Raw genomic sequence first — 24,789 nt, forward strand, 5'->3', positions numbered from 1 at the left:
AGCCGACGCCGGGCGCTGACACCGACCGCCCAGCGGCGTCGGCGGGTCCGGCCGCTCCACCGCGTCCGCCGAACCGCAAGTGTTCACCCGCCACGCTCAGGCGCGCGGGAACGCCTGGGCGTAGACGCTGCGCAGCCGCTCGGCGTCCACGTGCGTGTAGCGCTGGGTGGTCGCGAGATTGGCGTGGCCCAGCACCTCCTGCACGGCGCGCAGATCCGATCCGCCCTGCAGCAGGTGCGTGGCGGCGGAGTGCCGGAGCGCGTGCGGTGCGACGTCGTCAACCCCTGCCTGCGCCGCGAGCCGGTGCACGGCCTCGCGCACCTGACGCTGGCCCCAGCGCCCGCCGCGCTCCCCCACCAGCAGGGCGTCGCCGGTCGCGGCCGTCGCCAGTGCGGGCCGCCCGTCGGCGAGCCAGGCCTCCACGGCGCGCGCCGCCGGGATGCCGAACGGCACCACCCGCTCCTTGCCACCTTTGCCGAGCACGCGCACGAGCCGGTCCCTCGAGTCCACGTGGCCGACGTCGACGGACACCAGCTCTCCCACGCGGATCCCCGCGCCGTACAACAGCTCCGCTGCGACCCACGAGCGGAGGGCCACCGGGCGGTTCGCCTCGTCGGCGTCGTCGGCTGCGGCCCTTGCGCCGTCGAGCAGGGAGCTGGCCGCGTCCACGTCGAGCACCGTGGGGAGGGTGCGCGGCACCTTGGGGCTCGCCAGGCGGGCCGAGGGGTCCACAGGGACGAGCTCGGAGCGGTGCGCCCAGCGCAGGAACGCGCGGGCGGAGGCGCCTCGGCGGGCGAGGGTGGAGCGGGCGAGCCCTCGGTCGGACTGGGACGCGAGCCACCCGCGCAGCAGTGCGAGGTCGATGGCATCGAGCCGCGTCGTGCCGTGCCGCATCGCGTACCGGAGCAGGTCGGTCACGTCCGCCACGTAGGCACGCCGCGTGTGGGCGGAGTGCCCACGCTGCGCGTCGAGGTACCGGGCGAACCGCGACACGGCGTCGGACAGCTGCTCGGGCAGCCGCGGCAAGCCGGACAGGTCGGTTAGGTCCACGTTTGCCAGTGTGCAGCTCGGATGCCGCCCGACGAGGAAGGCGCGCCGCCGTTCTCGCCCGTGCCTCCTGGCTCTGCGAGGATATCCGGGCGGACGAGCACAGGAGGGGCGCGACGATGCGTGCTGTACAGGTGACCGAGTTCGGCGGGCCCGAGGTACTGAAGGCCGTCGATCTGCCCGAACCGACGGCGGGGCCAGGGCAGGTGCTGATCGACGTCACGCGCGTCGGCGTGAACTACGCCGACACCCATCAGGTCGAGAACTCCTACCAGACGCCGACCAGGCTGCCGCACGTCCCAGGTGGCGAGGTCGTCGGGCGCACGCAGGACGGCAGGCGGGTCGCCGCACTGCTGACCGGCGGCGGGTACGCCCAACGCGCGGTCGCCGACGAGGCCATGACCTTCCCCGTGCCCGACGACGTCGACGACCTCACCGCGCTGTCCATGCTCGTGCAGGGCACGACCGCCTGGATCCTGCTGCGCAAGAACGCGCACCTCGAGCCCGGCGAGTCGGTGGTCGTACACGCTGCAGCGGGCGGCGTCGGCACCATCGCCGTGCAGCTGGCCAAGACGTGGGGTGCTGGCCGGGTCATCGCCACGGCGAGCAGTGACAACAAGCGCACCCTGGCCCTCGAGCTCGGCGCCGACGTCGCCGTCGAGTCCCGCGCGGCCGACATGACCGCGACCCTGCTCGACGCCAACGGGCGCCGCGTCGACATCGTGCTCGACATGGTCGGCGGCACCACCACAGACCAGAGCGTCGCGGCGCTCGCGCCCTTCGGCCGCCTGGTCTTCTATGGCATGGCCGGGCGCACGCCGCCCAAGCCCATCGAGCTGCGCAACCTGCTCGGCCACAGCAGCACCGTTGCGGGCATGTGGCTGCCCCACGTGTTCAGCCTGCCCGGCGACATCTATCGCACCGCCCTGAACGAGCTGTTCGACCTTGCCCGAACGGGCCGGATCCGAGCCGTCGCGGGCGGTGAGTACGCCCTGTCCGACGCCCGTGCCGCACACGAGGCGCTGCGCTCGCGCGGCACCGTCGGCAAGCTCCTGCTCGACCCCGCAGGCTGACCGCAGGCTGGACGCCGAGCCCGGCTCACCGCTTGCGCCAGCCACCGTCCTTCTGCTCGGCCAACCCCATGAGCTCCAGCAGCCCGAGCGCGCCCGTCGTGTCACCGAGCGCGAGCCCCGCCGCACGGGCGATCGAGCGCTCGTGCGCCGCCTTCCGCACGGGCAGCGCGTCAAGGACCGCCTTGCCGGCGGCGTCGAGATCGTCGCCCGGCCGGGCCTCGCCACGGCGCTCCGGCGCACTCTCGCCCAGGTCCCCGACCAGCTCGGCGGCCTCCGCGGCGTCCGTCACGCACACGGCGGCACCGCGACGCAGCAGCTCGTGGCAGCCGGCGGAGGCCATGGACGTGACCGGTCCAGGCACCGCACCCAGGGGCCGCAGCAGCGACACCGCGTGGTTGGCCGTGGACAGCGCACCGGAGCGGACCGACGCCTCGACCACCACCGTGCCCGACGTGAGCGCTGCGATCAGCCGGTTGCGCTTGAGGAACCGCTGCTTGCCAGGCACCGACCCGGGCGGCACCTCGCTCACCACAGCGCCCCGCTCCATGGTCCGCCGCAGCAGGTCGGTGTTGCTCGCGGGGTAGAGCCGGTCGACACCACCCGCCAGAAAGGCAACGGTCGGCGCCCCGGAGACCAGCGCGCCGCGGTGCGCCTCCGCGTCGATCCCGTTGGCGCCGCCGGACACCACCGTGAACCCACGGTCCGCCAGGCCACAGGCCAGGGCCCGGGTCACCCGGATGCCGTAGTCGGTGCACGCGCGGGATCCGACGAGCGACACCGAGCGCACCCCCAGCCGCGTGAGGTCCGGGTCGCCGCGAACCCACAGGGCCAGCGGCGCGCCGGCCCCCAGCCCGGCGAACCCGGTCGGCCAACGAGGGTCGTCGGGGGTCAGGAACGTGCCGCCGTACCGGCCGAGCATCATGAGCTCGCCGGCGGGGTCGAGCCGCTCGAGCCGGGGCGCCCAGCGTCGGACGGCCGCCACCACCAGACCGGCAGCTCGCACCCCGGACGTCGGCGTCCCTGCCGCCGGGCCCTCGGCGGCCGGCCCGAGCAGGCGGCCGGGAACGTCGGCCCGGCCTGCCCGGCCCACGCCGTGACCGGGTCCTGGCGCCGCACCCAGCGAGCCGACCCCGAGCCGCCGGAGCGCGGCGCCGGCCTGGTCAGGTGCCTGGGCGGCGCCGACCAGCCAGTCGAGCGCGCCGACCGGCCCGAGGTTGCTCACCAGGGCTCCGGCGACCGCATCGCCCGGTTCGGCGATCCTGCTCCACGCGGCCCGCGCCAGCACCGGATCGTCCACGTCGAACCCGAGGCCGGCCCGGGGCAGGTCGAAGAGCGGTTCACCCATGGTCGCCTCCCGTGCGCAGCAGCAGCGCGTTCCCGACGTCGGACACCGAGGGCGCGCCGCGCCCCGCGAGGTCCGCGATGGTCCAGGCCATCCGCAGCACCCGGTCGACGCCCCGCAGGCTGAGCCGTCCGTCGGTCATCGCCCGTTCGATGGGGCCGAGCAGGCCCGGGTGCGGCCTGAGCAGGTCACGCAGGAACCGCCCGGGCATCTCGGCGTTCGTGGACCATGGCGTGTCGGCCAGCCGCGCCCGTGCGGCCTCCCGCGCCCCGAGCACCCGAGCGGCCACCGACGACGTCGCCTCGGACGTACCCTCGAGCCGCTCGACCCGGTCGACGGGCTGTACCTCGACCTGCACGTCCACCCGGTCCAGCAGCGGACCGGACAGACGCGCGAAGTACCGGCGTCGCACCGTGGGTGAGCAGCTGCAGTCCAGGCCCTTGCCCACTGCCAGCCCGCAGGGGCAGGGGTTGGCCGCCAGCACGAGCTGGAACCGAGCCGGGTAGCGCGCCGCACCGCCCGACCGGTGGATCACGAGCTCGCCCTGTTCCAGCGGCTGGCGCAGGGTCTCCAGGACCTTGCTGCCGAACTCGGGCGCCTCGTCCAGGAAGAGAACCCCTCGATGCGCCCGGGACACCGCCCCGGGACGCGGGATGCCGGAACCGCCGCCCACCACGGCCGCCTGGGTGGCCGTGTGGTGCGGGTCCTCGAACGGCGGCCTGCGGATCAGACCGCCACCCGGGTCGAACGTCCCCGCCACGGAGTGCACGGCGGTGACCTCGACGGCCTCCCGGTCCGTGAGGTCCGGAAGGATCCCCGGAAGGCGAGACGCCAGCATGGTCTTGCCTGCTCCCGGCGGCCCGACGAGCAGCAGGTGGTGGCCGCCGGCGGCCGCCACCTCGAGGGCCGCGCGCGGGCGCTCCTGCCCCATGACGTCGGCCAGGTCGCCGGGCAGCCGCGCGGGCAACGCGGAGCGGGCCGGCTGCACGGTCACCACGTCGCGCACCAGCTCGGGCGGCCCACCGTGCAGCGCGACCACCTCGGCCAGGCTCGCGGCGCCCACCACCCGCGCGCCCGGGACCAGCCGCGCCTCGTCGAGATCCCCCGCCGCGACCACCACGTCCGTGTACCCCGCGTCCACGGCCGCCGCCACGGCGGGCAGCACCCCGCGCACCGGCTGGAGACGTCCGTCGAGGCCGAGCTCGCCCAGGTGCACCACCCGGTCAAGACCCGTCCGGCGCAGCCCTGCCGACGAGGGCCCTTCCGCGCCGGCAAGGACCGCCACGGCGATCGCGAGGTCGTACGCGCTGCCCTGCTTGCGCAGGGACGCGGGCGACAGATTGACCGTTATCTTCTTGACGGGCCACGACAGGCCCGTGCTGGTCACCGCTGCACGGACGCGGTCACGGGACTCGCTCAGGGCGGCGTCCGGCAGGCCCACCAGCGTGAACCCCGGGACCGACGCCGCGAGGTGCGCCTGCACCTCCACCACGTGGCCCTGCATCCCGACGAGCGAGACGGCCCGCGTGGTAGCCGTCCCCATCAGGCCACCGACTCGAGATGCTCGACGACGGGGCGCCCCTTGGCCTGCAACGTCACCGCCACCACGTCGATCCGGACGGCACCGAACCGGGTGCGCACGTCCGGCAGCACCGGCACCGCGCTGCCAGGTCCTGCCTCCTCCACCAGCCGCGCCGCGGCGAGCTGCTCCCGGAAGCCGGTGAGCCACTGCCCTGTCAGCCGCTTGATGCGGGCGAGCTTGCGGGGGGTCACCGCCTCGGCGGGGTGCCCGAACCCGTGGCCCGACCGGGTCTTGACCTCGATCACCACGAGCACGTCGTCGTCGAGCGCGACGATGTCGAGCTCCCCGTCCTTGCCGCGCCAGTTGGTGTCGAGCACCTGCCAGCCGCGTTCTTCAACGTGCCGCAGCGCTACGCGCTCGCCGTACCGGCCCACGCCGTCCTTCTTCGCCATCGCGTCCACCTCCGTGACCAGCCTTGGTCACGGCAGGGGCGTTCGACGGCGCCGCCGGCTCATCTGTGCACAGCTCGACCGTCCACAGGTCCGAGGTCGTGGTCGAACCCTTGGCGTCCCGTCACGGGGGTCTGCACCGGCCCTCGACGAGTTTCAGACGGACGGCCTCAGAGCGACAGCTCTGCCTTGGCGAGCTCCTCGACGTTCACGTCCTTGAACGTCACGACGCGCACCGACTTCACGAAGCGCGCCGAGCGGTAGACGTCCCACACCCAGGCATCGCCGAGCCGCAGCTCGAAGTACACCTCGCCCGCGGCCGACCGCACCTGGAGGTCCACCTGGTTGGCCAGGTAGAACCGGCGTTCGGTCTCCACCACATAGGCGAACAGGCCCACCACATCGCGGTACTCGCGATAGAGCGCGAGCTCCATCTCCGTCTCGTAGTTCTCGAGGTCTTCGGCGCTCACGACGACATCATCCCACCGACGCCGCGGTTCCGGGCAGGTTCCACGATCTGCGGTGCTGCGGCGTCGGCCCGTGCAGCCCGAGGGCGTCCATGTGGGCCTTCGCGCTGTAGCCCTTGTTCTGGTCCCACGCGTACTCAGGGTGCCGCTGTGCCAGCTCCACCAGGATCGCGTCGCGCTCCACCTTGGCCAGCACGCTGGCGGCCGCCACCGACGTGCAGGTCATGTCGGCCTTGATCAACGTCCGCACCGCAGGGTCAAGGACTCCGTCGTCCGGCGCGTCCGCCGCCGCGAACAGATCGAGCGACGGGGTCGTGAGCCAGTCGTGCTTGCCGTCCAGCACGACGACGTCGACGTCGCCGCACAGCAACCGCACCTGGGCGAGGGCCCGGCGACCGGCCTTCCGGAGTGCCGCGATGATGCCGATCTCGTCGATCTCGGCCGGCCCGGCGTGGCCGACGCCCCAGGCCACCGCCCAGCTCCGCACGGCCGGCGCGATGGCCTCGCGCGCGGCCGGCGTCAGCAGCTTCGAGTCGGCGACCCCCTTCGGCCCGGTGCGGGTCGCGGCGTCGACCACCACCACACCCACGCTGACCGGGCCCGCGAGGGCGCCGCGCCCGACCTCGTCCATGCCCGCGACGAGGCGGGCTCCCGAGGCGAGGAGCGCTCTCTCCTGCCGCAGCGTCGGCACCGTGCGCACCACCTACTTCTCCGCGGGAGGAGCGTCCGGTACGCCGTCGAAGACGTCGCTCGGATGGTTGTGCCAGTTCAGCCGGTCCAGCGGCCACACGGTGGCGAACGCCGTGCCGACGACGTTGTCGATCGGCACGAACCCACCACCCGGCTTGCCCCGGTTGTAGCGCGAGTCCTGCGAGTCCTGGCGGTTGTCGCCCATGACCCACAGCATGTCCTCCGGCACGGTGACCTCGAACGGGTCCTGGCTCGGGACAGAGCCCGGCTTGATGTACGTCTCGTCGATGGGCGTGCCGTTCACCGACACCCTCCCCTCGGCGTCGCAGCACACGACCTTGTCACCGGGCAGCCCGACCAGCCGCTTGATGAGGTGGTCCCCGGTGTCCTGCGGCAGCAGGCCAACGGTGGTCAGGAACGAGGTCGCGGCGTTGCCGATCGGCCCACGGTCCGGTGCGGGGTAGGGCGGCAGCCAGTCGCCCGGGTCCACGAAGACGACGATGTCCCCGTGCTTCAGGTCGAACGGGCCGGGCGTCAGCCGCGAGGCCATCACCCGGTCGCCCTCGGTCAGCGTGTCCTCCATGGAAGCGCTGGGGATGTAGAACGGCTGCACCAGCAGGGTCTTGATCAGCCACGACAGGATCAGCGCGCTGACCACGATGATCCCGATCTCCTTGAGCATCGCGACGAAGCCCGACTGCTGCTTCCGCGGCTCGCGACCGTGCGCAGTCCCACCCCGACGATGCGCCCCGCTGTTCTCCCACGGATCTGCTGCGCTCAAGGGCGTCCCATCGATAGGGGTGGGCGGCGCCACCCGGTCGAAACTCGTCACGAGGGTAACTCTGTCACCTCGAAGCGTCCGCGGCGAAATGGTCCGCTGGCGAACCGGTGCCCCGGCAGATATCCCGCTGACCGGGGCAGTTACGACGACGGCCGCCATCCCCGATGCGAGGGTGGCGGCCGGCGTCTGCTACAGGCTGGAGCGCTCAGGCGCTTCAGCTCTCGCGCTTCTCGCGGATCTTCGCCTTCTTGCCGCGCAGCTCGCGCAGGTAGTAGAGCTTCGCACGGCGCACGACGCCGCGGGAGACGACCTCGATGGACTCGATCGAGGGCGCGTGCAGCGGGAACTTGCGCTCCACGCCGACACCGAAGCTGACCTTGCGGACAGCGAACGTCTCGCCGATCCCGCCGCCGTGGCGGGAGATCACGACGCCCTGGAACGCCTGGACACGAGAGCGGTTGCCCTCGACGACCTTGACGTTGACCTTGACCGTGTCGCCGGCGCGGAACTCCGGGATGTCGGATCGCAGCGAGGCTGCGTCGATCATGTCGAGCTTCTGCATTGTTCTCTCCGGGCCTGCCACAGGTCAGGCGCGAATATCGTGGGCCATGCACCGGCCTACTGGCCGACACGGTCCCGGAAGGGTGAGGACGGAAGGTGCGGCTTGACCCGGTCAGGGGCGGTTGCCCGCCCCGGCCGTCCCCTGTGGCAGAGACCTGACCGGCGACGCACCAACGGGCAATTCTGCCACACGAACGTGCGGACCGGCGCCCCGAGCAGGTGTGACGTCAGGCGCGCGCCCTCAGGCCCGCGCCAGCTTCCCGTCGTCGTGCGGGTCGGGCACCCAGCCGAGCTCCGCGAGGAGCGTCAGGTCGTGCTTGTCCAACGCCGCGACGGAGAGCCCGGCGATCATGTCGGGCCGCAGCCGGGCCGTCCGTTCCAGTGCGCGGTCCCTGCGCCAGCGCTCGATCTTCGCGTGGTGCCCCGACAGGAGCACCTCGGGGATCTCGAGGTCCGCCCAGGACGGCGGCTTCGTGTACACGGGGTACTCCAGCAGGCCCGCCGCACCGTGCGACTCCTCCACCAGGGAGTCCGGGTTGCCGACCATGCCGGGGATCAGCCGTGCCACGGCCTCGATCATGACCAGCGAGGCGACCTCGCCACCGTTGAGCACGTAGTCACCGATCGAGAGCTCGTGCACGGTGACCCCGGCGTCCCGGTAGTGCTGCGCCACCCGCGCGTCGATGCCCTCGTACCGCCCGCAGGCGAACACGAGCTGCTCGGCCGACGCCAGGTTCTCGGCGTGCCGCTGGGTGAACACCTCGCCCGACGGCGTCGGGACGATCAGGTGGGCACCCGTCACCTCGGCGTCCAGGACCTCGTCGAGCGCGAGGCCCCAGACATCGGGACGCATGACCATGCCGGCTCCCCCGCCGAACGGGGTGTCGTCGACGGTGCGGTGCCGGTCGGTGGTCCAGTCCCGCAGGTCGTGCACCCGCAGGTCCAGCAGGCCGCGCTGCCGCGCCTTGCCCACGAGCGACAGGTCGAGCGCCGCCAGGTAGTCGGGAAAGATGGAGATGACGTCGACGCGCACGTCAGTCGTCTTCCCGGTCGACGATCGCTGCGTCGGCGTCGCGGGCCAGCAGCCCGGCGGGCGGGGTCACCACGACGCGACCACCCTCGACGTCGACCACCGGCACCATCGCCAGGACGAACGGGACCAGCGTGCGCACGGTACCGCCGCCGGGCAGGGCCTCCTCGACCAGGAGCGACTCGTGCGCCGGCATGTACTCGAGGGAGATCACCGTGCCGACCACCGTGCCGTCCTCGAGCTCGACGCGCAGGCCCGCGAGCTCGTGCGGGTACCAGGCGTCCTCCTCATCGGAGACGTCCGCCTCGACGACGAGCTCGGTCCCGCGCAGGTTCTCGGCGGCGGTCCGGCCGCTGATCTCGGCGAACGTGACCAGCCACCGGCCCTGGTGCTCGCGCGAGTGGGTCACGGTCAAGGGGCCGGCGTCGGCCGGCACGGTCTCGAGCCGCTCGCCGACCGCGAGCCTGGTCTCCGGGTCGTCCGTGCGCAGGTCGAGGGCGACCTCGCCCTTGAGCCCGTGCGCCTTACTGACGCGAGCCACGGTCAGCTGCATGTCTCTCCTCGAAGATGAAGGGGTGGGTCTCGACAAGCTCGACCGCCGAGACCGGGCGACCACCGGACCGGGCGACCACCGACCGTCCGGCGACGAGCAAGGCCCGGTCCGCGTGCGGACCGGGCCTCGTCGTCGTACAGGCGGGATGACGATCCCGCAGCGCAATGCTTGTCAGCGCCGGTCGACGTCCACGACGTCGACCCGCACCGGACCCTCGGTGGCAAGCGCACCGATCACGGTGCGCAGTGCGCGCGCCGTGCGACCGCCCCTGCCGATGACTCGGCCGAGGTCGTCGGGGTGCACGCGGACCTCGAGCAGGTCACCACGGCGCAGCGTCTTCGCGGAGACGCGAACGTCTTCCGGATTGTCCACGATGCCGCGCACCAGGTGCTCGAGGGCCTCCGGGAGCATCAGGCCTCGTCGCCCTCGGCCGGCGCAGCCGGAGCCTCGGCGGCAGCAGCAGCAGCCTTCTCGGCAGCCTTGGCCTTGGCCTTCTCGGCATCGGCGTTGACGGCCTCGATCGCTGCGGCGGCGTCGACCTTCTCGCCCTTGACCCGCAGGGTGCCCTCGGCACCCGGCAGGCCCTTGAACTTCTGCCAGTCACCGGTCACCTTGAGCAGTGCGGCGACCTGCTCGGTCGGCTGTGCGCCGACGCCGAGCCAGTACTGTGCGCGCTCCGACTTGATCTCGATGAGCGACGGCTCCTCGGTCGGATGGTACTTGCCGATCTCCTCGATCACACGACCGTCGCGCTTGGTGCGCGAGTCGGCGATGACGACACGGTAGTACGGGGCCCGGATCTTGCCGAGGCGCTTGAGACGAATCTTGACAGCCACGAAGTGGTCTCTCCTGGTTTCTATGGGATGGTCCGAGCACCGCGACGTGGGGTGAAGCAGTGTGTGGGACCGAGACGCAGCCTGGCCGGGTGAGAGGGGCCCGGGCACGCCGAGTACCTGCATATTGTGCCAGACGGCGGGGGCGCCCACCAACCGCGTGTGCGTCACACCCACCAGCCGCTGCGGGCGGTCCTCGCCGGGGTCAGCGGGCGGTCGGGTAGACCGTGCCCCTTAGCACCACCGCGGTGGGGTGGCGCAGCACCTCGATGTCCTCGCGCGGGTCCGCCGGGTACACCACGAGGTCGGCGCTCGATCCCTCGACGACGGCCCCGAACCCCAGGTAGTCACGGGCGCGCCACGACGCCATCGCCACGACCTCCGCTGCCGGGAGACCTGCGGCGACCAGCTCGGCGCACTCGTCGGCGATCCGGCCGTGCGAGATGGTTCCGCCGGCATCCGTGCCGACCAGGAGCTGCACGCCTGCCGCGTGCAGGTCCCGCACCTGCTGGTACCGGTTGGCGTACATGGCGCGCATCCGCTCGGCGTACACGGGGTACTTGCCGTCGGCCTGCGCCGCGATGCTCTCGAACTGCCCGACCTGCAGCAGGGTCGGGGTGACGGCGATCCCACGTTCCGCTGCCACCGCCATGTGCTCGGCGGTCATGCCGGTGCCGTGCTCGATGCAGTCGACGCCCGCGGCCAGCAGCCCGTCGATGGTCTCGGTGGCGAAGGCGTGCACCGTCACCCGCGCTGCCTCGGCGTGCGCGACGGCGACGGCCTCGGCGAGCACGTCGTCGGGCCACAGGGGGCGCAGGTCGCCGTCGGCCCCCAGCGTGCGGTCGATCCAGTCGCCGACGAGCTTGACCCAGCCGTCGCCGCGGCGAGCCTGCGTACGCACGGCGTCGGGGAGCAGCTCCGGCGACTCGAGCTCGAGCCCGTAGTTGCGCAGGTACCGCTTGGGGCGCGCCAGGTGCGTCCCCGACCGCAGCAGGTGCGGCAGGTCGCTACGGTCGTGCACCCAGGCGGTGTCCAGCGGCGAGCCGGCGTCGCGGATCAGCAGCACCCCGGCGTCGCGGTCGGCCACCGCCTGCTTCTCGGCCTCTTCCACGGGCACGGCACCGTCGGCGGCCAGCCCGATGTGGCAGTGCACGTCGACCAGGCCCGGCACCGCCCAGCCCTCCAGCACCTGCATGTTCGTGCCCTGCGCCGACGGGCGGGTCAGGCTGACTCGGCCCCCGCGGACCCAGATCTCCTCGGTCTCGCGGTCGTCACCCAGCAGGATGCGTCCGCGGATCGCAGCGGTCGGACCTTCCAGCGCAGACATCCGGCTCCTTCGTTCTCACCGATTCACCCTGTGGACACGCCCTGCCCCCCGCACGACCAACGGCCTACCCCCACCCGCGGACCGACGACCACCTGCCGCACCCAGCGGCAAATGTCACCGGCCCAAGAACTTCTCCAGGCCCGGCGGCAGCTCGATGTTGCTCAGGTCGGGCGCCTCGTCCTTCTTGGCGGCGATACCGAACGACGAACCAGCCGGCGCAGACGGCGTGCTGGCGGGTCCACCGCCGAGCGCACGCTGCATGGCCTCCTTCTCCTGCTGGGCGCGCTTGGCCGGGTTCCCGGACTTGCCCTTCTTGCCCTTCTTCGGCGGCGCCGTCTTGCCACGGGACTTCTTGCCCATGCCCATACCGGGGCCGCCGGGCATCGCGGGCATGCCGCCCGGCCCCATGCCGCCGCCCTTGGACATCTGCCGCATCATCTTCTGGGCGTTGTCGAACCGCTCCAGCAGCTGGTTGATGGCAGTCGTCGTGGTGCCGGAACCCTTGGCGATCCGGGCACGCCGGGAGCCGTTGATGATCTTCGGGTTGTCGCGCTCGGCCGGCGTCATCGAGTGGATGATCGCCTCGATGCGGCCCACCTCACGCTCGTCGAACTGGTCGAGCTGGTCACGCATCTGGGCCATGCCCGGCAGCATGCCGAGCATCTTCTTCATCGAGCCCATGTTCTTCAGCTGCTGCATCTGCACCAGGAAGTCCGCGAGCGTGAAGTCCTCGCCGCTGGCGACCTTGGCCGCCATCTTCTCGGCCTCGCCGGCGTCGAACGCCTTCTCGGCCTGCTCGATCAGGGTGAGCACGTCACCCATGTCGAGGATGCGGCTCGCCATGCGGTCGGGGTGGAAGACCTCGAAGTCCGTCAGCTTCTCGCCGGTGGACGCGAACATGATCGGTCGCCCGGTCACCTTCGCGACCGACAGGGCGGCGCCACCTCGGGCGTCGCCGTCCAGCTTCGAGAGCACGACGCCGGTGAAGTCGACGCCGTCGGCGAAAGCCTTCGCGGTGTTCACCGCGTCCTGGCCGATCATCGCGTCGATGACGAACAGGACCTCGTCCGGGTTCACCGCCGCGCGGATGTCCGAGGCCTGCTGCATCAGCACCTCGTCGATGCCGAGGCGGCCGGCGGTGTCCACGATCACGACGTCGTGCTGGCGCTCCTTCGCGTAGGCGACGCCGTCCCGCGCGACGGCGACCGGGTCGCCGATCAGGGGTGCGTCGGCCGCGGGGTCGTCCGCCTCGCTCGTGTTGCCGGGGTGCGGCGCGAACACCGGGACGCCTGCGCGCTCGGCCACGACGGAGAGCTGGGTCACCGCGTTGGGACGCTGAAGGTCGGCGGCGACCAGCACCGGGGTGTGGCCCTGCCCCTTCAGGGCGTGGGCGAGCTTGCCCGCGAGGGTGGTCTTACCGGCACCCTGCAGACCCGCGAGCATGATGACGGTGGGCGGCGTCTTCGCCAGCGTCAGCGGGCGCGTCGCACCACCGAGGATGTCGACGAGCTCCTCGTTGACGATCTTGACGACCTGCTGGGCCGGGTTCAGCGCACCGGACACCTCGGACGACAGCGCGCGCTCGCGCACCGCACCGGTGAACTCGCGCACCACTGGTACCGCGACGTCGGCGTCGAGGAGGGCGCGGCGGATCTCCCGCACGGTCGCGTCGATGTCCGCCTCGGAGAGACGGCCCCGCGTGCGCAGGTTCTTGAACGTCGAGGTAAGCCGGTCGGACAGGGAATTGAACACGGACACAGCCTAATGGAGTCAGCTGACGTCGCGTTCATCCGGGCGAATCCGACGGGTGACCCGGGCGGCGACCTGGACCGTCGGATCAGACCGGTGACGGCAGCTGCGCGAGCGCCCGCTCGGTGAGCCCGTTCACGAGCTGCGCGCGCCAGTCGGTCCACGACTTCGGCCCGAGCGACGTGGTGTCCGCCTCCGTCAGGGCGCGCAGCACCTGGAGCAGGTCGGGCCGATGGTCCACCGCCTCCAAGAGCTCGGCGACCGTCGCCGGGTCGTCGGGATCGGCCCTGGTGGCCAGGTCCGCCAGGGTGAGATGGTGCCGCACGAGGCGCGTGACGTCGTCGACCACCGGGCGTGCGAAACCCGCGCGGCCCAGGATGCGCGGCACCCTGAGCGCCCCCTCCACCGAGTGGTCGGGCGCATCGCGGACCTTGCCGATGTCGTGCAGCAGCGCGGACAGCAGCAGCAGGTCGCCGGTGGCGACGCCGCCGCGCGGCCCGGATCCTGGCGGAGGGCCGGGCAGCCCGCGACGTAGCCGGGCGGCCTCTGCCGCCGTCTCCACGAGGTGCCGGTCCACGGTGTGCCGGTGGATCGCTGCACGCTGCGGGCGGTTGCGGATGTCTCCCCACTCCGGGATCCAGGTGGTGACGACCCCCGCGAGGTCGAGCACCTCCCACACCGCGACCTGCGCCTGGCCCGCCGCGAGCAGCGAGAGCAGGCTCTTGCGCGCGGGCGGCGGCCACGGCTCGGGCAGGGGCGGGCACTGCTCGAGGCTCGCGATCGTGACGGGCGACAGCACGAGGCCAGTCCGCGCCGCCGTCGCGGCGGCCCGCAGGGGCAGGAGGGGGTCCGCCGCCGGGCGCGCGCCCACGGCGAGCACCAGCTCGCCGTCGTGCTCCACCAGGCCGTCGCCCACCACCCGCAGCCGGGGAGGCGTGCGGCGGCCACGCACCATCAGCGGCTTGCCGACGCCCACCGGGCGGGTCAGCGCCTGCCGGGCCCGCCGGATCGTCAGGTCGAGCGCGTACGAGATGGTCCGGCCCGACTCCGCGAGCCCGGCCAGGAGGTCGTCGCCGTCGTCGTAGCCCGTGTGCTCGGCGACCTCCTCGAGATCCGCGAGGAGCAGGCGGCTGGTGCGCCGGCGGGTGACCACCTGCAGGGCGTCGCGCACGTCGAGCAGGTGGGTGGCCGCGGCGTCCACCGCACCGTGCGGCCGGTCCGTGAGCCAGGTCGCGGCCAACGCGGAGAGCAGGACCGCGTCCCTGATACCGCCGCGCGCCTCCTTGAGGTCCGGCTCGATGAGGTAGGCGAGCTCGCCCGCGCGCTGCGCACGGTCGCGCGTGGAGGTGATGAGCTCGGGCAAGCGGCGTCGGGCCGCGGAGCGCCAGTCCTTGAGCACCACAGAGGCCGCCCGGTGCACGACGGAGGCGTCGCCGGCCACCGCGCGCACACTGAGCCAGCCGATCACGGCGGGCAGGTCGCTGGCCGCCACCTGACGGCACTGGCTCAGGGACCGCACCGCGTGGTCGAGGTCCACACCGGAGTCCCACAGCGGGTACCAGAGGCGCTCGGCCACGCGCTGCAGGTCGTCCGCGCTGTGCGAACGGCCGTCGTGCACGAGCACGAGGTCCAGGTCGCTCAGGGGGCCGAGCTCGTCGCGCCCGAGGCTCCCGACCGCCGCGAGAGCTATGCCCGTCGGCACGACGTCCCTCGTCGCCTCCGCGAACAGCACACCGAGCCGGTCCGTGACCCGCTGCCCGACGGCGGACCGCCGGGCCTGGCCCGAGCGGCCAGGTCCGGTCAGGTCGGCCGCGATGGTGAGGAGCTGCTCGCGCAGGCCCCGCACCCCGTCCGCGGGGCGCGGAGCCTGCGTCTGCTCCCTGGCGTCCTCGGACACCGGGTCACGTGTCATGCGTCGTCGACCGCCCCCGGTCAGAGTGCTGCGTCGCCGTGCTCGCCGGTGCGCACGCGGGCCACGTCGTCGACCGACACGACCCAGACCTTGCCGTCGCCGATCTTGCCGGTCTGCGCTGCGCCGACCATCGCGTCCGTGACCGCCGTGACGTCGGCGTCGGCCACCAGGACCTCGACCCGGACCTTTGGCACGAGGTCGACGGTGTACTCGGCACCGCGGTAGACCTCCGTGTGCCCCTTCTGCCGGCCGTAGCCGCTGGCCTCGCTCACCGTCATCCCGCGGACACCGGCACTCTCCAACGCCGTCTTGACGTCGTCGAGCCGATGGGGCTGGACGATCCCCGTGACGAGCTTCATGCGCGTACCTCCCTAGCAGTCGGACGCTGCACCGTGATCACGGTCAGCGCGCCTCGGTGATGGTGGAACCCGAGTTCTCGTAGGCCGTCTCGCCGTGGACCGCGAGGTCGATCCCGCTGACCTCCGCCTCCTCGGACACGCGCCAGCCGAACGGCCTGATCGCGAGGGCCAGGACCAGCGTGACGACGGCGGAGAAGATGACGGCGATCAGAGCGATGATCACCTGGACAGCGAGCTGGCTGGCACCGCCACCGTAGAACAGACCGCTCTCCGTGGCGAAGAAGCCGATGGAGACCGTGCCCCAGAGGCCCGCCACGAGGTGCACGCCGACGACGTCGAGCGAGTCGTCGAACCCGAACCGGTACTTGAGGCTGACCGCGAAGGCGCACAGGCCACCGGCGATCGCGCCGACGACGACGGAGCCGACCGGGCTCAGCGCACCGGCGGCAGGCGTGATGGCGACGAGGCCTGCGACCACACCGGACGCGGCACCGAGCGAGGTGGCGGAGCCGTCACGCAGCTTCTCGACGACCAGCCAGCCGAGGATCGCGGCACAGGTCGCCGCGGTGGTGTTCACCCAGGCGAGGCCGGCGAACCCGTCGGCGGTGAAGGCCGAACCGCCGTTGAACCCGAACCAGCCGAACCACAGGAGCGCTGCGCCGAGCATGACGAGCGGCAGGTTGTGGGGGCGCATGGGCTCCGACCCGAAGCCCTTCCGCTTGCCGATGACCAGGGCCAGCACGAGGGCCGCCGCACCGGCGTTGATGTGCACGACCGTGCCACCAGCGAAGTCGATCGGCGTCGCGATGCTCGCGAACGGGCCGTCGGGCGAGAGCAGGCCGCCGCCCCAGACCATGTGCGCCATGGGGAAGTACGCGAGCGTGACCCACAGCCCGACGAACACGAGCCACGAGCCGAACCGCACGCGGTCCGCGATCGCCCCCGAGATCAGGGCGACGGTGATGATGGCGAACGTCGCCTGGAACCCGACTCCGACGATGGCCGGCACGCCGAAGTCGTCGATGATGAACTCACCGGCGTCGTCGTAGATCGCACCCGCGAGACCGAACTGGTCGAACGGGTTGCCGAAGATGCCCGCGACGTCGGCCCCGTACGACATCGACCAGCCCCACAGCACGTAGATGACACCGGTCACGGCAATGGCCCCGAACGACATCATCATCATGTTGAGCACGGACTTGCCCCGGACCATCCCGCCGTAGAACAGGGCAAGGCCGGGAGTCATCAGGAGCACGAGGGACGCTGACATCAGCATCCACGCTGTGGCTCCGGTGTCCAGTTCCATATGACGATCCTCTCTTGGCCAGCTCGGAGTGCTGGGCTCGCAACACAGTCGCGAAGGACCGTTTCACCGGACACACCTTGGAGTTACGGGCGCGTGAAGCAGGCCGGAGGAGGGTAAACGTCTCGTTTCACACCCGGGGTGGCAAAGGGGCGGGGCGAGACGTTCCGTGGCTCAGCCGAGGATGCCGTCCACGAACTCGTCGACGTCGAACGGCGCCAGGTCGTCAGGGCCCTCGCCGAGGCCGATGAGCTTGACAGGGACCCCGAGCTCGCGCTGCACCTGCACGACGATCCCGCCCTTCGCGGTCCCGTCCAGCTTGGTCAGCACGATGCCCGTGACGCCGGCGACCTCCGCGAAGACCCGGGCCTGCGAGAGGCCGTTCTGCCCGGTGGTCGCGTCCAGCACCAGCAGGACCTCGCTCGGCGCTGCGACCTTGCTGGAGACCCGCACGATCTTGCCGAGCTCGTCCATGAGGCCCGCCTTGTTCTGCAGGCGCCCTGCGGTGTCGACCAGCACGACGTCGATCCCCTCGTCGCGCCCTCGCGCGACCGCCTCGAACGCGACCGACGCCGGGTCGGCGCCCTCCCGGTCGGAGCGCACCGTCGGCACCCCCACGCGGTTGCCCCACGTGGTGAGCTGGTCGGCGGCGGCGGCCCGGAACGTGTCGGCGGCGCCGAGCACGACGCTGCGGCCGTCCGCGACCAGCACGCGGGCGAGCTTGCCGACCGTAGTCGTCTTACCGGTGCCGTTCACCCCCACCACGAGAGTCACGGCGGGCAGGTGCGTGCCGTCCTCCGCGGTGGTCGGCTCGGTCCGCAGCGTGCGGTCGAGCGCCGGGTCGAGGAGCGCGACGAGCTCGGAGCGCAGCAGGTCACGCACCGCAGCGGGCTCCCGCACCCCCAGGACGCGAACCTTGGTGCGCAGCGCCTCCAGCAGCTCGGTGGTGGGGCCGGCGCCCACGTCCGCGAGGAGCAGCTCCTCCTCGATCTCGTCCCAGTCGTCCTCGGTGAGCGAGTCGCGGGACAGGACGGATAGCAGCCGGGCACCGAGCGGCGAGCCCGAGCGCGCGAGCCGGTCACGGAGGCGCACCAGACGGCCGGCCGTTGGCGCGGGCTTCTCGAGGACATCGCGGGCCGCCTCAGGGGGCTCGACCGTCGTACTCGGCTCGACCGCCACCCCTGGCTCGTCCGCCGCCTCCGGCTTCGCTGCCGGCTCGCGCTCGACGGTCGCCTGACCGCCACCCTGGTCCTGGGTGCGCCTCCGGCGTCGGGCGACGAGAAGGCCGGCGATGCCGCCGCCACCCGCGAGGACGACGACGGCGGAGATGATCTCGATCCAGGGAAGCTCGTTCACGCCCCAGATTCTTTCATCCCGCGGGCGACGGTGCGGGCACTCCGGTCCGGCGTCGCGTCGGCTCGGTCAGGACACCTGGCTGGACGCCGTCGTCAGGGCCGGTTCGGGTCGGAGTGCACCACCATGAAGAACGACCAGGCGGGTGCGGCCGGGTCGTCCGGGCGGGCGGCGAACTCTTCCAGCAGATCCTTCATCCGGGTGCGGAACTCCTCCATCTGCGGCGGTGGCAGACGTAGCGCCATCCTGGTGCCCTCGGCCTCGGTCGCGGGCACGAGGGCGAGCTCCTCCAGGAACGCGTCGAGCATCGACCGGTCCAGCGCGGGCGTTTCGAGGTGCCAGCTCTTGTGCGTCGCCAGGTACGGGATCTCTCGCGCACCCCGCGCTCCGCGCCGTTCTTCCTGCGCCTCCAGGAACCCGGTGCGGACCAGCGTTCTGATGTGGTGCAGCACGCTGGCCGGGTCTCGGCCGAGGATCGCCGCGATCTCCTTGTTCGTGTGCGGCTCCCGCACGCAGATGCGCAGGATGCGCAGGCGCAGGGCGGAGGCGAGCGCCTTCGCCTCCGCGTCGGTCGCCGTCCGGCGTTCGGTCATGGACAGCAGCCTACTGAAGAGCGGGCAGCCCGTTGACGGGCCGACCCATGAGTGATTGACAAAACTCAATCACTCATGCAGGGTGCCGCTATGCGCTTCACCTACCGGGGGTCCGCGGATCTCCCGCCACGCCCACCGGGGCCCGAACAATCGAGGTCAACCATGCCGAACCGTCCCGGAACGACCGGCGGGACCGCCGCTCCCGAGAGCCCCGAGGAACATGCGGATGCCCCGCCGAACCGGCGGACGGGGTCCTGGGTCAGCCCCGTCGAGGCTCCCCCGGAGCCCGGGGAGAGGGTGAACGACTACGACAGCTTCGCCGAGGCATACACGGCAGAGAACGAGACCAGCCTCCTCAACGCCTATTACTCGCGCCCTGCGATCGTGGACCTGGCCGGCGACGTGGCGGGCCGCCGGATCCTCGACGCCGGCTGCGGCGCCGGCCCTGTGGCCGAGGCCCTGCGCGAGCGGGGCGCCGTCGTCGCAGGCTTCGACTCCAGCGCCGAGATGCTGGCCCTGGCCCGGCGGCGGCTCGGCGACGGTGTGGTGCTGGAGCGCGCCGAGCTGGGCGGCCCGCTGCCCTTCGCCGACGCCGGGTTCGACGACGTCGTCGCTTCCCTGGTCCTGCACTATCTGGAGGACTGGACGACAGCCCTGGCCGAGCTGCGGCGCGTGCTGAAGCCCGGCGGCCGCCTCATCGGGTCCGTCCACCACCCCTTCGTCAGCTATCTGACGGCACCGCCCGGAACCGACTACTTCGCGACCCGCTCCACCTCCCAGTGGTGGGAGCTCGGCGGCACCAAGAACCTGATGACCTTCTGGGACCGGCCGCTGCACGCGATCACCGACGCGTTCACCGCGGCAGGCTTCCGGATCGACGTCATCAGCGAACCGGCCCCGGGCCCCGGCGCCCGCGAACAGTTCCCCGAGATCTTCGCGCAGAAGGAGTCGGGCAAGTTCCTGTGCTTCCTGTTCTTCGTCCTCACGAAGGCATGACCTCCGCCCGTAGGCGCGGGCCGCCGGCTCAGGAGCCAGGTCACAGACCAGTTCCGAAGCACGCTTCCTAGCTCGCGGCCTGGGCCGGGCCTTCCTCGACGGCGGGCTCCTGGGCGGTGCTCGGCACGTTCTGCACCGGCCGCACGGCCCTGAGCTGCCCGGGCACCAGGTTGGTCGACTTGAGCGGCACCGTGCCGAGCGGCACGTGCAGGGTCTTCTGCGCCTGGTCCCGCGCTCGGCCCAGCACGTCGGTGAGCTCTTCGGCGTCGACATAGCCCGGCTTGGACTCGATGGTCGCCGCGAAGAACTCGGACATGCCCATGTCCACCGGCGAGGTGTCCGGCCGGACGACCGGCGGCTTGCCGACCCACACGGACGGAGCACCCACTGCATGCGTGGCGACGGCGGAAGCCCCGAGGCGGCGACCGTCCTTGCGCCGCTTGGCGTCACCGCGAAGATGCGCGATGCCGGACCAGAACCACTGGAGGAAGGAGACCTGCTCGGTCTTGTTCGAAGGCGCGTCCATCTGGCTGGCGACGACGAAGACACCGACCGCCAGAACCAGGCACACAACGAGCAGAATGACCGACCACCACATGGTCCTATTGTGTCGTGTGTTGTCCGGTCCTGCCGTGCAGACGGCTGCGACACGCCGCGCAACACGCACGCGAAGGCAGGGAGAAATCCCTCACACCTGAAAATTTCCGGCTGCGAGGTGCAGAAATTCACCCTCAGGCGGTGCCTGTCTCGCCTGAGCCTGCGGTTCCGCTCCGGGCGCGTGCCTCGTTCCTCGGCCCACACCCTGCGCTGCACGCCCGGCTCAGGCTCTATCTGTTCCGCCTGAGCCTACGGTTCCGCTCCGGGCGCGTGCCTCGTTCCTCGGCCCACACCCTGCGCTGCACCTCCGGCTCAGGCGGTGACCGTCTCGCGGTCGCCCATGCGCTGGCTGATCAGCGTCGTGACCCCGTCGCCCCGCATCGTCACGCCGTAGAGGGCGTCCGCGACCTCCATCGTGCGCTTCTGGTGCGTGATCACGATGAGCTGGCTGTCCTTCTGCAGCTCCTTGAAGATCTCGATGAGGCGGCCGAGGTTGACGTCGTCGAGCGCCGCCTCGACCTCGTCCATGATGTAGAACGGGCTGGGCCGGGCCTTGAAGATCGCCACGAGGAACGCCACAGCGGCGAGCGAGCGCTCGCCGCCCGAGAGCAGCGACAGCCGCTTGACCTTCTTGCCGGCGGGGCGGGCCTCGACCTCGATGCCGGTGGTGAGCAGGTTCTCCGGTTCGGTGAGCGTCAGCTTGCCCTCACCACCGGGGAACAGTCGCGGGAAGATCTCCAGGAACTTCGCGGCCGTGTCCTGGAACGCCTCCGCGAACACCTGCTGCACCCGCTCGTCGATGTCGTCGACGATCTGGAGCAGGTCCTCGCGCGACTTCTTCAGGTCAGCAAGCTGGTCCACGAGGAACTGGTGCCGCTCCTCCAGGGCCGCGAACTCCTCCAGCGCCAGGGGGTTCACCGCACCGATCCGCGACAGGGCCTTCTCGGCCTTGGCCAGCCGGGCCTCCTGCTCCTCGCGGACGTACGGGACCATCCGGTCCGGCTTCGGCTCGCCGGGAGCCTGCTCCTCGCCCGCGGCGTTCTCGCCGTCGGCAGGGTCTTCCTCCGGCTCGGCTCCGGCGGCCGCGACGACCACGGCCGTGGCAGCGGGGTCGTCCGGCCTCAGGCCCGCCTCGTGCAGCGCGCGCGTGCGCGCGATGAGCGCGTCCTCACGCGCCGCAGCACCGCGCGGCAGGGTGGGATCGCCCTCGTACCGGATCGGGTTGCCCTCGTCGTCCCGCTCCACGACGGCACGGCGCCGCCGTCCGCGGACCGCCGCGTCGCCCTCGTAGACCGGGACCTCCTGGTGCGGGCCGAACTCCTCCATCAGCACGTCGGGATCCATGCCCAGCTCCTCGGACGCACGCGTCTGGAGCTGCTCCAGACGCAGCACCTGCTGCGCGCGGGCGACCTCGTCCCGGTGGGCGACGTCGGTGAGCTCGCGCAGCTCGCCCGTCAGCGACTCCACGCTCCCCCGCACCGCGAGCAGCTGCTCGGAGCCCGCGGCACGGGCCTCCTCGGCCGCCGCCTTGTCGGCCACCGCCCGGTCGAGCGACCGCGCGATCGCCTCGAGCGCCACCGCCACCGCCTGCTGCACCTGCGTAGCGCGCGCCGCGTCCTGCCGCCGCAGCTCCTCGCGCTCGGCGGCGCGGGCGCGGGCCGTACGTTCCTGCTCGGCGGCCGCCGCCAGCGACTGCGCTCGGCCGGACACCGCGCGTGCGCGCTCCTCGGCGGTGCGCAGGGCGAGCCGGGCCTCGGTCTCCCGCGCCCTTGCCGCGGTGGCGGCAGCAGCGGCCGCGTCCCGCTCGGCCTGCACCGCGTCGATCGAGCCCTCCCCGTCGGAGGGCTCCTCCTCGGCGATCGTCAGGCGCTCGACGAGCGCCTCGAGCTCGATCTCGTCCTCCTCGCGGCGCGCCTGTGCCTGCTCCAGCGCGGCGCGGTGCCGGTCGGCCTCGGCCTGCGCGGCGCGCGCGGCAGCACCGAGCGAACCGAGCTGCTCGGCGGCAGCGGCACGCGCCGCGTCCGCCTCCCCGAGCCGGGCGATCGTCTCGTCGTACCGCTCCTGCGCCGCCGCCCGCTCGGCCCGCGCACGCTCCAGGTGCGCCGAGCCGTCGGTCTCCCGTGCCGCCGCGTCGTCGCGGTCCGCCTTCGCCTGGTCCAGCGCCGACTGCAGGTGCAGCACGCTGGGCGCGGCCGCCGAACCACCCCAGGCACGCGCGGTACCCAGCAGGTCACCGGCCCGGGTCACCGCGACCACCGGCTGGTCGCGCACGAGGGCACGCGCCCGCGCCAGGTCGTCCACCACGACGACGTCGCGCAGGATCGTCAGCAGCGCGGCCGACGCGGGGCCCGCCACCTGCACCACCTCGGTGGCCCATCGAGCTCCCGGGGGAAGCTCGGCGTCCGGGCGGCCTGCGTCGCGGGCGGCCGTCCGGTCCGAGCCGACCACCAGGCTGGCGCGGCCGGCGTCCTCGTCCCTGAGCAGCCGCAGCGCGTCCACCGCTTCGTCGACGCCCGCGACGGCGACGGCGTCCGCCACCGGGCCGAGCGCGGCGGCGACCGCGTCCTCGAAACCTGCCTCGATGCCCAGCAGCGCGGCGACGGAGCCGAGCACACCCGTCTGGTTGGCCGCCAGGAGCGTGCCCGCACCGTCCTTGCGGTCAAGGCTCAGCTCCAGTGCCTCGACCTTGGCGGCCGCTGAGCTGCGGTCCCGCTGTGCTGTCGTCACCTGCTCCTGGAGGTGACGGACCTCGGCCTTCGCCAGCTCGAGCACCTCGGCGGCCGCCTCGTGCGCGACGTCGAGGCCCTCCTCGCCGTCCTCACCACCGCCGACCTCGGACTCGAGCGCCCCGAGCTCGCGCGAGGTGCCTGCCACCCGCTCCTCCGCCTCGAGCAGGGCGTCTCGCAACCGGTCCAGCTCGGACTGTGCGGCCTCGACCCGGCTGCGGCGCGCCGCGACCTGGCCGGCCAGGCGGGCGAGGCCCTCGCGACGGTCCGCGGCGGCCCGCAGCAGGCCGGCGTGCGAACGCTCGGCGGCCTGCGCGGCGGCCTCGGCCTCGGCGCGTGCGTCGACGGCGGTCTCCACCACCTCGTGGGCCATCTCGACCTCGGTGACCAGCTCTTCCTCGCTCGCCCGGGCGCGTGCCGCCTGCGCCTCCAGGTCGTCCGGGTCCTGGCCCTGGTGGGCGGGTTCGGCGGTGCCGAGCAGTCGAGCGCGCTCACCGGCAAGGGACTGGAGGCTGCGCAGGCGCTCCCGCGTCTGGGACAGGGCGAACACCGTGTCGCCGGCCTGGCTGACCTGCTGCGACTCGGCCGACATCGCCGCCTCCAGGCGGGCCAGCCTGCCGCGCGCCTCGGTCAGCGCCGCCTCGGTCTCGGCCTGGCGCTCCTTGAGGGACCGCTCGTCCGCGCGCTCCTGCTCGAGCTGGGCGGTGAGCTGCGCGAGGTCGTCGGCGAGCAGGCGGGACTTCGCGTCGCGCAGGTCGCGCTGCACCGTCTGTGCCTTGCGGGCCGCCTCGGCCTGCCGGCCCAGCGGGCCGAGCTGACGCCGCAGCTCGGCGGTCAGGTCGCCCAGCCGCGCGAGGTTGCCCTGCATCGCGTCCAGCTTGCGCAGCGCCTTCTCCTTGCGCTTGCGGTGCTTGAGGACGCCGGCGGCCTCCTCGATGAAGCCGCGCCGCTCCTCCGGCGTCGCGCGCAGGACGGCGTCGAGCTGACCCTGCCCCACCACGACGTGCATCTCGCGACCGATCCCGGAGTCGCTCAGGAGCTCCTGGATGTCCAGCAGGCGGCAGCTGTTGCCGTTGATCGCGTACTCGGAGCCGCCGCTGCGGAACAGCGTGCGGGAGATCGTGACCTCTGTGTAGTCGATCGGCAGCGCGCCGTCGGTGTTGTCGATGGTCAGGGCCACCTCGGCGCGGCCGAGCGGCGCGCGCCCGGACGTGCCCGCGAAGATGACGTCGTCCATCTTGCCGCCACGCAGCGACTTGGCGCCCTGCTCGCCCATGACCCAGGAGAGCGCGTCGACCACGTTGGACTTGCCGGAGCCGTTGGGGCCCACCACGCAGGTGATGCCCGGCTCCAGCTCGAGGGTGGTCGCCGACGCGAAGGACTTGAATCCCCGGAGCGTGAGCGTCTTGAGGTGCACTCGGTGAGCCTAACTGGGTAGAGGGGCTGAACGTCGGACCTCCGACGGGTGTATGCCGAAGGAGAGCGTCCGCCCAGCCCACGCGGTGTCTACCGCGCGTGCCGGACGG

23 protein-coding genes are annotated in these 24,789 nt (G+C 72.4%); 2 read left to right on the top strand and 21 right to left on the bottom strand.

Features of this window, described 5'->3' with window-relative positions; genetic code table 11:
* Window positions 1-96: 96 nt before the first annotated feature.
* Window positions 97-1,050 (bottom strand): tyrosine recombinase XerC, encoded by a 954-nt coding sequence (locus ACFS27_RS21795; RefSeq protein WP_377187389.1) that lies wholly within the window; start codon window positions 1,048-1,050, stop codon window positions 97-99.
* Between the two features lie 116 nt (window positions 1,051-1,166).
* On the opposite strand from ACFS27_RS21795, the gene ACFS27_RS21800 reads away from it, so the two are divergent.
* Window positions 1,167-2,120 carry a quinone oxidoreductase family protein gene (locus ACFS27_RS21800; protein ID WP_377187392.1) on the top strand — a complete coding sequence of 318 codons (954 nt, stop codon included), beginning with the start codon at window positions 1,167-1,169 and terminating at the stop codon, window positions 2,118-2,120.
* 25 nt (window positions 2,121-2,145) lie between these two features.
* On the opposite strand, the gene dprA is transcribed toward ACFS27_RS21800, so the two are convergent.
* The 18 genes from dprA to ACFS27_RS21890 form a co-directional block, all read right to left on the bottom strand.
* Window positions 2,146-3,465, bottom strand: coding sequence for a DNA-processing protein DprA (dprA, locus tag ACFS27_RS21805; protein ID WP_377187395.1), 1,320 nt, complete (start codon window positions 3,463-3,465; stop codon window positions 2,146-2,148).
* Complete coding sequence (locus ACFS27_RS21810; protein WP_377187397.1) at window positions 3,458-5,005, bottom strand: YifB family Mg chelatase-like AAA ATPase; 1,548 nt, start codon at window positions 5,003-5,005, stop codon at window positions 3,458-3,460. Before ACFS27_RS21810 ends, dprA begins: the two co-directional genes overlap by 8 nt.
* On the bottom strand, window positions 5,005-5,436 hold the full coding sequence (locus tag ACFS27_RS21815) for a YraN family protein (protein ID WP_377187400.1): 432 nt from the start codon (window positions 5,434-5,436) through the stop codon (window positions 5,005-5,007). The genes ACFS27_RS21810 and ACFS27_RS21815 overlap by 1 nt, the downstream gene beginning before the upstream one ends.
* 167 nt (window positions 5,437-5,603) lie before the next feature.
* Window positions 5,604-5,903: a DUF2469 domain-containing protein gene (locus ACFS27_RS21820; protein ID WP_253869462.1), complete on the bottom strand. Its 300-nt coding sequence runs from the start codon at window positions 5,901-5,903 to the stop codon at window positions 5,604-5,606.
* 7 nt (window positions 5,904-5,910) lie between these two features.
* Complete coding sequence (locus ACFS27_RS21825) at window positions 5,911-6,600, bottom strand: ribonuclease HII (protein ID WP_377187403.1); 690 nt, start codon at window positions 6,598-6,600, stop codon at window positions 5,911-5,913.
* A 3-nt stretch (window positions 6,601-6,603) separates the two neighbouring features.
* Window positions 6,604-7,371 carry a signal peptidase I gene (lepB, locus tag ACFS27_RS21830; protein WP_377187406.1) on the bottom strand — a complete coding sequence of 256 codons (768 nt, stop codon included), beginning with the start codon at window positions 7,369-7,371 and terminating at the stop codon, window positions 6,604-6,606.
* 214 nt (window positions 7,372-7,585) lie between these two features.
* Complete coding sequence (gene rplS, locus ACFS27_RS21835; RefSeq protein ID WP_377187409.1) at window positions 7,586-7,933, bottom strand: 50S ribosomal protein L19; 348 nt, start codon at window positions 7,931-7,933, stop codon at window positions 7,586-7,588.
* A gap of 240 nt (window positions 7,934-8,173) precedes the next feature.
* Window positions 8,174-8,965, bottom strand: coding sequence for a tRNA (guanosine(37)-N1)-methyltransferase TrmD (trmD, locus tag ACFS27_RS21840; RefSeq protein WP_377187412.1), 792 nt, complete (start codon window positions 8,963-8,965; stop codon window positions 8,174-8,176).
* Window position 8,966: 1 nt separating this feature from the next.
* Window positions 8,967-9,515, bottom strand: a complete 549-nt coding sequence (gene rimM, locus ACFS27_RS21845; RefSeq protein WP_377187415.1) for a ribosome maturation factor RimM — start codon at window positions 9,513-9,515, stop codon at window positions 8,967-8,969.
* A gap of 171 nt (window positions 9,516-9,686) precedes the next feature.
* Window positions 9,687-9,926 (bottom strand): RNA-binding protein, encoded by a 240-nt coding sequence (locus ACFS27_RS21850; protein ID WP_377187418.1) that lies wholly within the window; start codon window positions 9,924-9,926, stop codon window positions 9,687-9,689.
* Window positions 9,926-10,351 carry a 30S ribosomal protein S16 gene (gene rpsP / locus ACFS27_RS21855; protein WP_377187421.1) on the bottom strand — a complete coding sequence of 142 codons (426 nt, stop codon included), beginning with the start codon at window positions 10,349-10,351 and terminating at the stop codon, window positions 9,926-9,928. The genes ACFS27_RS21850 and rpsP overlap by 1 nt, the downstream gene beginning before the upstream one ends.
* A gap of 202 nt (window positions 10,352-10,553) precedes the next feature.
* Window positions 10,554-11,675 carry an amidohydrolase family protein gene (locus ACFS27_RS21860; RefSeq protein ID WP_377187424.1) on the bottom strand — a complete coding sequence of 374 codons (1,122 nt, stop codon included), beginning with the start codon at window positions 11,673-11,675 and terminating at the stop codon, window positions 10,554-10,556.
* Window positions 11,676-11,789: 114 nt separating this feature from the next.
* On the bottom strand, window positions 11,790-13,427 hold the full coding sequence (gene ffh, locus ACFS27_RS21865) for a signal recognition particle protein (RefSeq protein ID WP_377187427.1): 1,638 nt from the start codon (window positions 13,425-13,427) through the stop codon (window positions 11,790-11,792).
* 85 nt (window positions 13,428-13,512) lie between these two features.
* Complete coding sequence (locus tag ACFS27_RS21870; RefSeq protein ID WP_377187429.1) at window positions 13,513-15,336, bottom strand: [protein-PII] uridylyltransferase family protein; 1,824 nt, start codon at window positions 15,334-15,336, stop codon at window positions 13,513-13,515.
* A 20-nt stretch (window positions 15,337-15,356) separates the two neighbouring features.
* Entirely contained in the window at window positions 15,357-15,695 is a 339-nt protein-coding gene (locus tag ACFS27_RS21875) for a P-II family nitrogen regulator (RefSeq protein WP_253869471.1), read from the bottom strand.
* Window positions 15,696-15,738: 43 nt separating this feature from the next.
* Window positions 15,739-17,001 (bottom strand): ammonium transporter, encoded by a 1,263-nt coding sequence (locus tag ACFS27_RS21880; protein ID WP_377187432.1) that lies wholly within the window; start codon window positions 16,999-17,001, stop codon window positions 15,739-15,741.
* A gap of 171 nt (window positions 17,002-17,172) precedes the next feature.
* Window positions 17,173-18,354, bottom strand: coding sequence for a signal recognition particle-docking protein FtsY (gene ftsY, locus ACFS27_RS21885; RefSeq protein WP_377187435.1), 1,182 nt, complete (start codon window positions 18,352-18,354; stop codon window positions 17,173-17,175).
* Between the two features lie 92 nt (window positions 18,355-18,446).
* A complete protein-coding gene (locus tag ACFS27_RS21890) occupies window positions 18,447-18,944 on the bottom strand; it encodes an ArsR/SmtB family transcription factor (protein ID WP_377187438.1) in 498 nt (165 codons plus the stop codon).
* Between the two features lie 162 nt (window positions 18,945-19,106).
* On the opposite strand from ACFS27_RS21890, the gene ACFS27_RS21895 reads away from it, so the two are divergent.
* Window positions 19,107-19,940, top strand: a complete 834-nt coding sequence (locus ACFS27_RS21895; protein WP_377187441.1) for a class I SAM-dependent methyltransferase — start codon at window positions 19,107-19,109, stop codon at window positions 19,938-19,940.
* Window positions 19,941-20,007: 67 nt separating this feature from the next.
* Here the strand turns inward: ACFS27_RS21895 and ACFS27_RS21900 are convergent, their stop codons facing one another.
* Window positions 20,008-20,538 (bottom strand): hypothetical protein, encoded by a 531-nt coding sequence (locus ACFS27_RS21900; protein ID WP_377187444.1) that lies wholly within the window; start codon window positions 20,536-20,538, stop codon window positions 20,008-20,010.
* A gap of 311 nt (window positions 20,539-20,849) precedes the next feature.
* Window positions 20,850-24,680, bottom strand: a complete 3,831-nt coding sequence (gene smc, locus ACFS27_RS21905) for a chromosome segregation protein SMC (RefSeq protein ID WP_377187447.1) — start codon at window positions 24,678-24,680, stop codon at window positions 20,850-20,852.
* Window positions 24,681-24,789 lie beyond the last annotated feature (109 nt).

The organism is Promicromonospora vindobonensis, assembly GCF_042685865.1.
Classification (GTDB): domain Bacteria; phylum Actinomycetota; class Actinomycetes; order Actinomycetales; family Cellulomonadaceae; genus Promicromonospora; species Promicromonospora vindobonensis.